This window comes from Lentzea atacamensis (assembly GCF_003269295.1).
In the GTDB taxonomy this organism is placed as follows: Bacteria; Actinomycetota; Actinomycetes; order Mycobacteriales; family Pseudonocardiaceae; genus Lentzea; species Lentzea atacamensis.
In genome coordinates this window covers 259,999-272,319 of the sequence record NZ_QLTT01000005.1, presented here as the reverse complement: position 1 = coordinate 272,319, position 12,321 = coordinate 259,999, and the positions used below count along the sequence as shown (strand labels likewise).

The 12,321-nt window shown below is 69.2% G+C and carries 14 protein-coding genes; 2 read left to right on the top strand and 12 right to left on the bottom strand.

The features are described from left to right. Positions 1-110 precede the first annotated feature (110 nt). Entirely contained in the window at positions 111-611 is a 501-nt protein-coding gene (locus C8D87_RS23870) for an ATP-binding protein (protein WP_112228428.1), read from the bottom strand. Positions 612-663: 52 nt separating this feature from the next. After that, positions 664-1,062, bottom strand: coding sequence for a hypothetical protein (locus tag C8D87_RS48955; RefSeq protein WP_325049708.1), 399 nt, complete (start codon positions 1,060-1,062; stop codon positions 664-666). A gap of 728 nt (positions 1,063-1,790) precedes the next feature. Here C8D87_RS48955 and C8D87_RS23860 point away from each other — a divergent pair. After that, complete coding sequence (locus C8D87_RS23860; protein ID WP_112228427.1) at positions 1,791-3,098, top strand: glycosyltransferase; 1,308 nt, start codon at positions 1,791-1,793, stop codon at positions 3,096-3,098. Between the two features lie 42 nt (positions 3,099-3,140). On the opposite strand, the gene C8D87_RS47065 is transcribed toward C8D87_RS23860, so the two are convergent. From C8D87_RS47065 to C8D87_RS23850, 4 genes are all read right to left on the bottom strand, one after another. Further along, positions 3,141-3,461 carry a hypothetical protein gene (locus C8D87_RS47065; protein ID WP_215732457.1) on the bottom strand — a complete coding sequence of 107 codons (321 nt, stop codon included), beginning with the start codon at positions 3,459-3,461 and terminating at the stop codon, positions 3,141-3,143. 113 nt (positions 3,462-3,574) lie between these two features. Beyond that, complete coding sequence (locus tag C8D87_RS47060; RefSeq protein ID WP_215732456.1) at positions 3,575-3,844, bottom strand: hypothetical protein; 270 nt, start codon at positions 3,842-3,844, stop codon at positions 3,575-3,577. Beyond that, the gene (locus C8D87_RS48675) at positions 3,844-3,975 is read right to left on the bottom strand and encodes a hypothetical protein (RefSeq protein ID WP_267899882.1); all 132 of its coding nucleotides are present in this window, start codon (positions 3,973-3,975) and stop codon (positions 3,844-3,846) included. Before C8D87_RS48675 ends, C8D87_RS47060 begins: the two co-directional genes overlap by 1 nt. A 55-nt stretch (positions 3,976-4,030) precedes the next feature. Then, positions 4,031-5,803 carry an N-acetylglutaminylglutamine amidotransferase gene (locus tag C8D87_RS23850; protein WP_112228426.1) on the bottom strand — a complete coding sequence of 591 codons (1,773 nt, stop codon included), beginning with the start codon at positions 5,801-5,803 and terminating at the stop codon, positions 4,031-4,033. A gap of 185 nt (positions 5,804-5,988) precedes the next feature. On the opposite strand from C8D87_RS23850, the gene C8D87_RS23845 reads away from it, so the two are divergent. Continuing rightward, the gene (locus C8D87_RS23845) at positions 5,989-7,446 is read left to right on the top strand and encodes an amidase family protein (protein WP_112228425.1); all 1,458 of its coding nucleotides are present in this window, start codon (positions 5,989-5,991) and stop codon (positions 7,444-7,446) included. A 5-nt stretch (positions 7,447-7,451) separates the two neighbouring features. Here the strand turns inward: C8D87_RS23845 and C8D87_RS23840 are convergent, their stop codons facing one another. The 6 genes from C8D87_RS23840 to C8D87_RS23825 all read right to left on the bottom strand — a co-directional run bounded on the left by C8D87_RS23840 (position 7,452) and on the right by C8D87_RS23825 (position 12,320). After that, on the bottom strand, positions 7,452-8,921 hold the full coding sequence (locus tag C8D87_RS23840) for an aminotransferase class I/II-fold pyridoxal phosphate-dependent enzyme (protein ID WP_112228424.1): 1,470 nt from the start codon (positions 8,919-8,921) through the stop codon (positions 7,452-7,454). 70 nt (positions 8,922-8,991) lie between these two features. Beyond that, complete coding sequence (locus tag C8D87_RS23835; protein ID WP_112228423.1) at positions 8,992-9,891, bottom strand: SDR family oxidoreductase; 900 nt, start codon at positions 9,889-9,891, stop codon at positions 8,992-8,994. 60 nt (positions 9,892-9,951) lie between these two features. After that, positions 9,952-10,398 (bottom strand): RecQ family zinc-binding domain-containing protein, encoded by a 447-nt coding sequence (locus tag C8D87_RS48950; protein WP_325049707.1) that lies wholly within the window; start codon positions 10,396-10,398, stop codon positions 9,952-9,954. Continuing rightward, positions 10,395-11,051: a helicase-related protein gene (locus C8D87_RS48945; protein ID WP_325049706.1), complete on the bottom strand. Its 657-nt coding sequence runs from the start codon at positions 11,049-11,051 to the stop codon at positions 10,395-10,397. Before C8D87_RS48945 ends, C8D87_RS48950 begins: the two co-directional genes overlap by 4 nt. Then, positions 11,039-11,563, bottom strand: coding sequence for a DEAD/DEAH box helicase (locus C8D87_RS48940; RefSeq protein WP_325049705.1), 525 nt, complete (start codon positions 11,561-11,563; stop codon positions 11,039-11,041). Before C8D87_RS48940 ends, C8D87_RS48945 begins: the two co-directional genes overlap by 13 nt. Next, positions 11,553-12,320 carry an esterase/lipase family protein gene (locus C8D87_RS23825; protein ID WP_112228422.1) on the bottom strand — a complete coding sequence of 256 codons (768 nt, stop codon included), beginning with the start codon at positions 12,318-12,320 and terminating at the stop codon, positions 11,553-11,555. Before C8D87_RS23825 ends, C8D87_RS48940 begins: the two co-directional genes overlap by 11 nt. Between the last annotated feature and the right edge of the window lies 1 nt (position 12,321).

Below are 12,321 nucleotides of genomic sequence, written 5' to 3'. Positions count from 1 at the left end.
CCGGTCGCCGTCGTCCTCGGCTTCCTGGGCGTTGTGCAGCCGCCGAGCCGGGGCACCCGATGCCCAGGCCAGTTGCTGTCTGTAGCAAGCACTGTGGCAACGGGTGTCGCTCATCCGCTCGGTGGGCCAGCGGTAATACGGCACGGGGGCTCGCAGGTGATCTCAGCCCACACCGTCTTGCCATCGGAGCGAGGTGTCACCCCCCAATCCTTGGCCAAACGGTTGACCAGGAGCATTCCTCGTCCACGGTCGCCGTTCAGGCGCGAGGCGCCCAGCGTGGGCACTTCGGCTGAGCCGTCGTCGATCTCCACGCGGACGAAACACGGCTCCATCGATCGGTGCAGTCGCATCTGGCGCGGACTACTGCCGTGGTCGAACGCGTTGCTCACCAGCTCGTTGACGACGAGCACGATGTCTTCCAGCTCGTCGGCGGTGACACCGCACAGGGCGTCGCGAGTCCAGCGCCGAACCGCCGCCAGGCCAGATACCTGGCGGTCGAGGTCGACCACGGCGGGTCTCGGGTTGTCGTCGAGCTGGCCGGTGGAGAGCACGTGCCTCACGTCCTCGCTGCTGTAGACGTTCGTCGGCGGTGCGGCCGCCCAGCCGGACATACCCGTCAAATGATGCTCGTTTCAGCCGAGAACCACCATCCACGATGGAGGCCTACGTCCTGGCCTCATGCGTCCGTTGCCGTGCGCGTTTCATGGTGCTTTGTCGGCTGTCATCGGCCCAGTGCGCCAGCCGTCGTTTTAGGACGCGGTAGAGGTCCATGCCGGTGTGGGTGCTGCGGACCTCGACGCACTCGGCGCAGGGATCGAGACACGAGCGCCAGGGTGCGATCGCGTCCTCACGGGAATAGATCGCGATCGCCGGGACCTGCAAGCGTTCGGCCAGTGCCGCGATGTTCTGGTCGAAGCAGGTGCCGGTCAGGCAGTCCTCTGCGAGCAGTCCGGGTAGTCCCACGGCGGACAGCCGTGCCAGCGGGCGGGCGACCCGCAGCACGCCGGTGTGCCCTCCGAGCGGATCGAGCACCGGGCTGCCCAGCATCACGAGCTCTCGCACAGATCCGGCTTGCGGACGCTCATGAGCCGGGCGAGGCCGCCTCGGCTATGTCCGAGCAGGACCACGCGGCGACCGGTCGCTTCGGCGTGCTGCTCCAGCCGGCGTTCGATCCGTTCAACGAGTTCGCTGGTGCAGCCCAACGTTGAGACCGATCTGAGCGCCTGCTGGCTGACAGCCCCTGTTGCGCAACCATGTCGCGGTCAAGGCGAGGCTGGCGTCGCCGAACCCGAAACCTGGCACCAGCAGCACGCCGAGTCCGTTGCCCTGGTTCGGGTCGGCGTTCCGCCACAGGATGGCGCAGCAGCTGCGGTATGCCCAGCATGGCGACGAGAACGTGCTCGCGGGCTGCGGAACGGATCCTGTCAACGACATTCATCGCTCTGCCTCCGCTGGCTGCTCTCCTTGCTCTTGCGGTCACTCGTGCCGTACCCGTGGACCGCCACTTCAAACGACGGTCGGTCATCGTCTTCCGCCGCAACGGTGAGTAGCGGTGTTTCGACCGCTGTGCTGTCGGTTATCCGCCATTCGTGACCGACACGACCGTGTCCTGATCACAGTGATAGCGGTGTTGTCGCTGGTATCGCCGGGGTCGTGCGCGTGACCTGCTGGAAGGACGTCTCCGGGGCCGCTCGGCGGCTTGACCGGCGAAGCGCTACGGCAGGTGATCGGCGGACGTTGGGCGCGCTCCGAGGGAGTCGAAGCGCTGATCCGTTGACGGAGGTGAGCAGGTGAAGATCGCGATGGTGTCCGAACACGCCAGCCCGCTGGCGGTGTTGGGCGATGTGGACGCCGGGGGACAGAACCTCTACGTGGCGGAGTTGTCGGCGACGTTGTGCCGGCACGGGCACGAGGTGGTGGTGTACACCAGACGCGACCATCCACGCTCATCTGCCCGTGTGCGCACTGATCAAGGCTATGACGTGGTGCATGTGCCGGCTGGTCCGGCGACGCGGCTCGCCAAGGACGAGCTTCTTCCGCACATGGGGGAGTTCGCCCACTTCCTGGCCGCCCGGTGGAGCGATGACACTCCGGATGTCGTACACGCCCATTTCTGGATGTCAGGACTCGCGGCGGTGCACGGCGCGCGTCCGATGAACGTGCCGGTGGTGCAGACCTATCACGCACTTGGGATCGTGAAGCGGCGCCACCAGGCTGCCGATGACACGAGCCCACCCGAGCGTGTCGGTGTCGAACGGCTCATCGGCCGGCGGGTCGCGGCGATCGCGGCGACCTGTTCGGACGAGGTGTCCGAGCTCATCCGCATGGGGCTTGCTCGTTCACGCATGTCGATCGTGCCGTGCGGGGTGGACCTGGCGATGTTCACTCCAGAAGGTCCGCGTGCCGAGCGCGGCCGACCAAGGCGCATTGTCACGGTCGGCAGGTTCGTGCGGCGCAAGGGATTTGACGACGTCATCGCTGCTCTCTCCAAATTGGACGACACTGAGCTGGTGATCGCCGGTGGGCCTGCCGGCGGCAGGTTGCGGGACGATCCCGAGGCGAAGCGGCTGAGGGCTCTGGCGACTGATGCCGGGGTCGCGGACCGCGTTGTGTTCACCGGGCAGGTGTCACGATCGGACATGCCCGCATTGTTGCGATCGGCGGATGCCGTGGTGTGTGCACCGTGGTACGAGCCGTTCGGCATCGTGCCCCTGGAAGCCATGGCTTGTGGCGTGCCGGTGGTCGCAACCGCGGTCGGTGGGCTCACCGACACTGTGGTGGACGGCGTGACCGGTGTGCATGTTCCGCCGCGCGATCCAGCTGCGCTGGCACGTGCGTTGCACGCGTTGCTGGCCGACGCCACCCAGCGCCAGGAGTTCGGCATAGCGGGACAGGATCGTGTAGCCGCGCGTTACTCGTGGGACCGGGTCGCTGCCGACATGCTGCGCGTTTACCAGCGAGCTCGTGCGGCGGTCCCGAACTTGGCGACGGCGGCACGCGGTGGCAGCGAGGCCGAGGATCATCGCACCGCTGCCGCCGGTCACCGCGTTGCCGTCGGGGCCGATCGCTGGCGTGCGGCAGAGCTCGAACGTCGCTGATCTGCCGACGATGCCCCCCCAACGGCAGTTCGATCGTCCCTGTCATGTGGCCGTCGTCGACCGGTCAGCGGCTGCGGCGTGCCGCAGAAGTCGTTCGAACACCAGGGGATCGTCGGAGTCCACCACCGGGAATCCGGCGCCCTGCTCGCCTTCCCAGCGCAGCTGAACGCCGGGGTTGTGCACGTCGTAACCGTCGGCGAAGAACAGGTGCGGACTGCCCTGCACGGCCTCTCGATGGGCTCGGTAGTCGCGCATCATGGGCCCGCGTGCCCGGCCGTCGTCCAGTGCCGCGCCGATCTCGGTGGCGTCGACGTGCGACAGCCCTGCGCGATGTCGACGATCTCGTGGCGCAGCGAAATGCACCGGCTGTCGCGGAAGAACGCCAGGCGCAACGCCAGATCGAGTTCCTCGGCGGCCTGCAGTGACTGCAGTTTGGCGGCGTGAACGGCCTCGTTGGCCGGCGCTGTGGTGACCGGTCACTCGGACGGATCGGCCTGCCAGGGTTTCCAGCCCAGACTGGGTTCGAGGGCGCCGGCGACCGGGATCTCGGAGTCGAGGAGCTTCTTGGGGATGGGGAAGGAGTTGACGTCCTCGAGCAGGAAGCACCGGTGGTCCAGCCGCACCTGCTCGTCGAGGCCGAGGTCGGCGCGGGTGCGCAGCAGCCGCGCGATCGTGACGGTCGACCACGCGCAAGCGACGTCGGTGTAGATCACAATGGTTCCGGGACGCACATCCGGCCGGGTCATCACGGGTTCCTTTCCGCGGCGCGTTGCCTCAGCAGCTGTTCCTTCGCGCCGCCGCCGTCGGGTTCCTGCTCCAGCCCGCGCAACATCATGTCGGCCTTGCTGTCGGGCAGGTGCCGTGCCAGCAGCGGCACTGGCGTACCCCGACGATTCCGGTCCAACCGGAGGCCAGCTGCGGCCCGTGCAGACTCAGCCGATGCCGTGCTGCTGCAGCCAGATTTCCAGCACGCCCAGGTGCCACAGCGCGTTACTCCCGGCTTTGGTGAACTGGCCGTTCGGATCGGCCAGCAGGGCGTCGACGTAACCGGGGCGCAGGACGCCGCGACGGCGGGCGGCGGGGGAGCTCAACGCGGAGCGGAGCAGGCCGAGCACCTCTCCGTCGAGCCGGGTGAGCGCCGGAACCGGGAAGTACCCCTTCTTCCGGTCGACCACCTCGACGGGCAGCAGATCGCGCCCGATGTCCTTGAGGATGCCCTTGCCGTCCTGTCCGGACTTCAGCTCCGGCGGGCACGCCGCGACGAGTTCCACGAGGTCCTGGTCGAGGAACGGCACGCGCGCCTCGACGCCCCACGCCATCGCCATGTTGTCCACCCGCTTGACCGGGTCGTCGGGCATCAGCAGATGCGTGTCCGTCCGCAGTACGGCATCCAGCGCAGTGTCCGCGCCAGGAGCGGCGAGGTGCCGCGCAACGAGGTCGCTGCTGACGTCCTCATCCGGAAGCCAGTCCGGTTTCAGCACGTGCGCGAGCTCGTCGTGGGTCAGGTCGTGGAACGCTTCGCGGAGCACGTCGGCCGCTTGGTGCCGTGCCGCGCCGGCTGCGGGCTGGTGGTAGCGGTAGCCCGCGAACACCTCGTCGGCGCCCTGACCGCACTGCACGACCTTGATGTGCCGGGACACCTCGCGGCACACGAGGTGGAATGCGGTGGCGTCGTGGCTGCCCATCGGTTCGCTCATCGATCCCACGGCGTGCTCGACGGCGGAGGCGATCTGCTCGTCATCGATGCGCAGCTGATGGTGATCGGTGCCGAACTTCTGCGCGACGGCGTCGGAGTAGGCGAACTCGTCACCGTCCACTCCGTCGCGGTCGGTGAAGCCGATGCTGAACGTGCTGGGCTGCTGCCCTTCCTCGGCGAGCAACGCCACCAGGAGGCTGGAGTCCAGTCCTCCGGAGAGCAGCACGCCGACGTCCACATCGGACACCGTGCGCCGCCGCACCGCGACCTGCAGCGCCTCACGGACCGCGTCACGCCAGTCCTGCGCGGCCCACCCGGCGTGCTCGGACCGCCGCGTGTACGACGGCTGCCAGTAGACGTGATCTCGGGGTGCCCGGCCCGGTTCGAGCACGCGGATCGTGGCGGCCGGCAGCTTGCGCACGCCGCGCAGGACCGTGCGCGGTGCGGGGACAATGGAGTGCCAGGTCAGGTAGTGGTGCAGGCCCACCGGGTCGAGCTCCGTGTCCACACCGCCACCCGCCAGCAGCGCGGGCAGGGTCGAGGCGAACCGCGTCCGCCCGTGCACCTCGGCCACGTAGAGGGGCTTGATCCCGAGCCGGTCCCTGACCAGCAGCACCCGGTCGCGCCGCCGGTCGACCAGCGCGATCGCGAACATGCCGACGAGGTGCTCGACGAACCGCTCACCCCAGCGGTCGTAGGCTTTGAGGATCACCTCGGTGTCGCTGGTGGACCTGAAGCGGTAGCGGCTCGACAGCTCCGCGCGCAGTTCCCGGTAGTTGTAGATGCACCCGTTGAACACGATCGCCAGCCCGAGCTCGTCGTCGATCATGGGCTGGGTGCCGTTCTCGGACAGGTCGATGATCGACAGTCTTCGGTGTCCGAGCGCCACCCGTCCCTCGGACCAGTGCCCCGCACCGTCCGGGCCCCGTGACCACAGGGATCGCGTCATGCGTTCCACCGCGGCGAGGTCGGGGCTTCCCACCTGCGCGGTCACGACCTCTCCGGCGATTCCACACGTGGCGTCTCTCCTCGGATGAACCGGACTGCTCGATGCAACTCAGTTACCCCGTTTGCGCACGATCAAGCGCCTACCTGGTGTTACGGGGTGCTTCGACGGCGACGTGTGAGGGAAAACACGTTTGAATCGGCGGTTCTGTGGTTGACTCACGCCGCCCGCGGTCCGGCAATTGCAAGATGCAGCTCGTGACCGCCAGCGCCCCGGTGACCGCCGGTCCGTGCGCGGACGTCGACCTGGACCGGGCGACGATCCCGCTGCTCGCCGATCTGATGGCGGACGGCACGCTGACCTCGGTCGAGCTGACTCACGCCTACCTGCGGCGCATCGCTGACGTCGACCGGCTGGTACGGGCGGTGCTGGCGGTGGACCCGACGGCGTTGAAGCAGGCGGCTGACAGCGATCACAGGCGTACGCGCGGACAGTCACGTGGACCGCTGGACGGTGTTCCGGTGCTGCTCAAGGACAACATCGACACCGCCGGCCTGGCGACCACGGCCGGCTCACGAGCGTTGTGCGTGCCGCCGCGGCACGACGCCGAGCTGGTGCGCCGCCTCCGGGCCGCCGGTGCGGTCGTGCTGGGCAAGACGAACATGTCGGAGTGGGGGAACTTCCGCTCCCCGTGGACGCCGTCCGGCTGGTCTGCGGTCGGTGGGCAGACCCGCAACCCGCACGTGCTGGGGCACAGCCCGTGCGGCTCCTCGTCCGGGTCGGCCGCGGCGGTGGCGGCCTCGCTGGCGCAGGTGGCGATCGGCACCGAGACCAACGGCTCGATCGTGTCCCCGGCGGGCCACACGGGCGTCGTGGGGTTCAAACCCACGCTCGGCAGGGTCAGCGGCGCCGGTGTCGTGCCGATCTCGCTCGAGCAGGACACCGCGGGCCCGATGGCCCGAAACGTCGAGGACGTCGCCGTCCTGATGTCGGTGCTGGCAGGCGTGGACCACCCGCTCACGCCCGGTGCGTTGCGGGGTGCGCGGGTGGGCGTGTGGCGCAAGGCTGGGTTCAGCGCCGTGGTCGACCGGGTCCTGGAATCGGCGGTGGAGATCCTCCGCGGCTGCGGCGCCACCACCGTCGACGTCGAACTCCGGTACCAGGAGGAGATCCACGCCGCCGAACGTGCCGCGCTGGTCACCGAGTTCAAGCACGACGTGGAGGAGTACCTGAGGACCCGGCCCGGGGTGCCGCGGACGGTGCGCGAGCTGATCGAGTTCAACGAGAACGACCCGGTCGAGTTGAGCAGGTTCGGGCAGGAGCGCTTCTTCGACGCCGAGAAGGCGCCGCCGATCGGTGACGCGGCCTACCTCGACCAGCGGCGCACGGCGACGACACTGGCGCGCCGGTCGATCGACGAGGTGCTCGCCGCCCACCACCTGGACGTGATCATGGCGCCCACCAACGGTCCGGCGTGGCCCACCGCGGACAACGGCGATCCGGACGGGCTGAGCACCGCCAGTCCGGCGGCGGTCGCCGGTTGTCCGACCATCACGGTCCCGGCGGGGTTCGCCGGGCCGCTGCCGATCGGGGTGTCGTTCCTGGGCGGGCACGGGGCGGATGCGACGGTCCTGCGGTTCGCCGCGGACTTCGAACGCGCGGCACCCGCACGACGTGCACCGGCCTACCTGCGCACGCTGCCCTGACGCCGTTACGGCTTCCTGGCCACGACGCGGAACGTCTTCAGCTCCGAGTCGGCCGGGTCAGGCAGCTGCATCCCGGCGTTCAGGCCGCTGCGGACGTAGTCGACGACCTCTTCGGTGATCACCTCACCGGGCAGGATGGCGGGTGCGCCGGGCGGGTAGGGCGTGACCATCTCGGCGCAGATCCGTCCGATCGCCTGGTCGGCGCCGACCTGCTCGACCTCGGCGAAGAACGCGTCGCGCGGCAGCATCGCCGTCTCCAGCTGCAGGTCCTCCGGTGAGGGCAGATCCACCGGCGGTGGCGTCTGCATCTCGTCGGCGGCCTTGACCAGGGCGCCGAGCGCGTCGAGCAGGATGCCGGCGGTGCGGTGGTCGTCGGCGTGGGTGAACTGGGCGACGACGCGCCGGTGGTCGGACAGGCCGACGGTGACGCGCTGGTGCTCACGCAGCCAGTCGGCGGCCTGGTAGCCACTGATGCCGAGGCCGGTCAGGTCGATGACCATCTTGAGGGGGTCGAGCGACTTGGCCAGCTTCTCGCCGAGGAACTCGGCCTCGCCCATCACGCGCAGGCCGGGCAGGTCGTTGATCGCGGCGCGGGTGGAATGGGCCAGCGCCAGGGCCGCGGTGAGCAGGCCCTCGCCGTGCTGGACCATGTGCCGCCGCCAGCCGTCGAGGGTGGCGTAGACCAGGGACGTGGGGCTGGTGGTGGCCAGCAGGTCCTCGCGGGCCTTGAGCACGTTCGGATCGACCAAATCGCCTTGCATGTGGAACACCGAGCTCTGCTCCACCGCGGCACCGGACTTGTGCACGCTCGTCACGACCACGTCGGCGTTCGCGTCCATGCCCCACGGCGGCAGGTCGCCGTGGAACGGCAGGTGCGCGCCCCAGGCCTCGTCCACGATCAGCGGCTTGCCGAACTCGTGGCAGACCTCCGCGATCGCGGCGATGTCGCCGCAGGTGCCGTAGTCGTTGGGCGTCACCAGCAGCATGCCCTTGGCCTCCGGCTCGGCCTCGAACAGCTCGCGCACCTCGTCCACGCCCGGCGGGTGGGACAGGTGGCGTTCGGCGTCCCAGTGCGGGGACAGCCACACCGGTGAGACTCCGCTGAGGATCAGCCCCGAGATGACCGACTTGTGGACATGGCGGGGCACGATCAGCTTCTCGTGCGGTCCCGCGACCGAGAGCATGGCGCTCTTGACCGACAGAGAACTGCCACAGGTCGAGAAGAACGCCTGCTCGGCGCCGACGGCCTCGGCCATCAGCTGCTGCGCTTCCTCGATGACGCCCTGCCGGTTGAGCCGGTCGTCCAGCCCGTTGACCGAGATGACGTCGGCGGCGAACACCGCTTCGCCGAGGATCTCCAGCACGCGCGGGTCCGCGCCGCGGCCCTGGCGGTGGCCGGGCGGGTTGAACGGCGTGTAGCCGCGCTCGCGATACGCCTGCAACGCTTCCAGCACCGGTACCCTGCTCTGGTCCATAGAGGAGGGTTAGCCGGGACGCTGCGACTTGAACCATGTGGTCTGCGTCGGCTGGTCGGGGGACACCTGGTCAGGTGAGCAGCTGGCCGCCCGTGACGCCGAGTACCTCGCCGGTGATGTAACTGGACTCCTGGGACGCGAAGAAGACGTAGACAGGGGCCAGTTCGGCGGGTTGCGCGGCGCGGCCCATCGGCGTCTGCGCGCCGAAGTCGTCGACCTTCTCGGCAGGCATCGTCGCAGGGATCAGCGGCGTCCACACAGGACCGGGTGCGACGGAGTTGACCCGGATGCCCTTGCCGATGAGGTCGGCCGACAGCGCCTTGGTGAAGTTGACGATCGCGGCCTTCGTGGCGGCGTAGTCCATGAGCGGCGGAGAGGGCATGAACGCCTGGATCGACGAGGTGTTGATGATGGTGGAGCCGGGGTGCATGAGCGGTACCGCGGCCTTGCACAGCCAGAACATCGCGTAGATGTTGGTCTTGAACACCCGGTCGAACTGGTCGCTGCTGATGCCGAGCAGGCCTTCGCTCTGCGCCATCTGATAGGCCGCGTTGTTGATCAGGACGTCGATGCGCGCGAATTCCTCGTCGGCGCGCTTGACCACCTCCTGGCACGCCTCCTCCGTGCGGAGGTCTCCAGGCACCAGCACGGCTTGGCGGCCGGCCTCCTGCACGAGTTCGGCGGTGCGTTCGGCGTCGGCCTGCTCCTCCTCTAGGTAGGACAGCAGCACGTCCGCGCCTTCGCGGGCGAACGCGAGCGCCGCGGCCCGACCGATGCCGGAGTCACCGCCGGTGATCACCGCTTTGGCGTCGAGCAGACGGTCGCTGCCGCGGTAGGTGCGCTCGCCGTGGTCGGGCTCGGGTCCCATCTGCCGGTCAGTGCCGGGGTGCGGTTGCTCCTGGCCTTCCTGGTGACCGGGGCGCTGGTACTGGGTCCGCGGGTCCTGGCGGGTGTACTGGTCTTCTGGCATGTGCGGCCGCCTCGTGACGATGGAACTCGGGCACCGCAGGTGTTCCCGTCCGGCCGATGTTCAACCGCACCGCGCGAGCACCTCGGTGCCGCGGAGGGCAGCAAGGGAGAGCGTCTTGTAGCCGACGTCGTCGAACAACACCATCAACCGATCGGCTTCGCGCTGCACGACCGTGCCGCGCCCCCACTGTTCGTGGCACACAACGCAGTTCGGCGGGTACTCACCAGGTTCCGCGTCATCGGCCGGCACGCCCTCGTCGCAGATGTCGCAGTTCCCGCACGGCTTTTCGAGCGCCTGGCCGAAATACCCGAGCAGGAAACGCCTGCGACAGCCGCGGGTCTCGGCGTACTCGCGCATGACCTCCACGCGCGAACGGTCACGTTTCGCCTGTCGCTCAGCCTCCTTGCTCACGGCTGCGACGGCTTTCGCCGGTGGCGGAGCACCTTCCTCGTACCTCACCCGGTCGTGGTCGGTCCGCACGACTTCCGCGCTCTCCAACAGGTTCACCACACCTTCCTGCGAGAGCGGTCCAGCTGCCGCGCCAGCTCGGTGATCGCGATGCCCAGGCGGCGACGGCGCACCGCGGCCGCGACCTCGCCAACGCACTCGCGGTCCAGCTTCCGGGTGACCAGGAACCGTTGCAGGCCTTGGTCTTCTGGGCGGTGGAAGAGCATCACCTCCGCAGGCTCGCCGTCGCGGCCGGCCCTGCCGATCTCCTGGTAGTAGGCGTCCAGCGAGCCGGGTGTGGCGGCGTGCGCCACGAACCGCACGTCCGGCTTGTCGATGCCCATGCCGAACGCGGAGGTGGCCGCGACGACGTCCAGCTCGCCCCGCATGAAGCCGTCCTGCACCCGTCGCCGGTCAGCTGCCTTCATACCGGCGTGGAAGGCGCCCGCGGCCAAGCCCCGCGAGGTCAGGCCGGCTGCGTACCGTTCGGTGTCCTTGCGGGTGGCCACGTACAGCAGGCCCGGCCCGGCGCGCTCCGCCACCCACTCGGTCACCGCCCGTCTGCGCTCGTCGTCGTCGGTGCAGAAGCGGGCGGCCAAGTGCAGGTTGGGCCGGTCGAATCCGGCGACGATCACCGCGGCGTCGCGCAGGTCGAGGTGCTCGACGACATCGGCCCGGACCGGACCGCTCGCGGTCGCGGTCAGCGCGAGCACGGCGGATGACCGAGTCGCTCGATCACGTGCCGCAGACGCAGGTAGTCGGGCCGGAAGTCATGGCCCCACGCCGACACGCAGTGGGCTTCGTCCACGACGAACAACGAAGGCCTCACCTGGTGCAGCCGCTGAAGCGTGTCGGCGTTCGCGAGTTGTTCCGGCGAAAGGAAGAGGTATTCGGTCTTGCCTTCGCCGAACGCCCGCCAAGCTTCCTCGTTGGCCTCGGACGACTGCGCCGAGTTCACGGCCGCAGCGGCCGGCGCGTCGCTGGCCCGCAGCGAGGTGACCTGGTCGCGTTGCAGGGCGATCAGCGGGGACACGACCACGGTCGGGCCGTCGAGCAGGATCGCCGGGACCTGGTAGATGGCGGACTTCCCGGCACCGGTCGGCATGACCACCAGGACGTCCCGGCCGTCGAGCAGGTGCCGCATGCCGAGCAGCTGTTCCCGGCGCAGCTCGGTCCAGCCGAAGACCTCTTCCGCTGTCCGCAGGAGTCGCGAGTCATCCGGCATTGCGCAGGTCGTACCGCTGGGCGGCCCACGCGGCCAGGCGCGGACGCAAGGCGAGGTAGACGTCGGGGTCGAGGCCCATGCCGGTGTGGGTGCTGCGCACTTCGACGCACTCGGCGGACGGGTCGAGGCACAGCTGCCACGGCACAATGCCATCCGATTTGGAATACAACGACACCGCAGGCAGTTCGGGCGGTAGTGGCGCGGTGGCCGACTTGACGTTGTCCTCGAAGCAGGTGCCCGAGAGGCAGTCGGTGTCCATCAACCCGGGCACGCCCAGCGCGGACAGCCGGGCCAGCGCCCTGGCGGCGAGCAGCACCTGGGGGTGCGCGCCCATCGGGTCGAGCACCGGGCTGCCCAGCATCACCAGGCCGCACACCAGGTCCGGGCGGCGAGCGGCGGCGAGACGGGCGAGCCCGCCGCCGCGGCTCTGTCCCAGCAGCACCACGGGCCCGCCGGTGGCATCGGCGTGTTCTTCCAGCCGTTGTTCGATGCGGTCCACCAGCTCGGAGGTGCAGCCCACGTTGAACCCGACGCCCGCGCCCGTGGGCACGTACCCGCGGTCGCGCAGCCAGGTGGTGGCGAAGGTGAGGCTGAAGTCGCTCGCGCCGAATCCCGGCACCAGGAGCACACCGAGACCCGCGCCCTCGTGGGGATTCGCGTCGCGCCACACCGAATGCCGCAGCAGGCGCGGAATCGTGAGCGCGGCGACGGCGACGTGCTCGCGTGCCAGCGTTCGCAGTTGTTCGACAGACCCCATT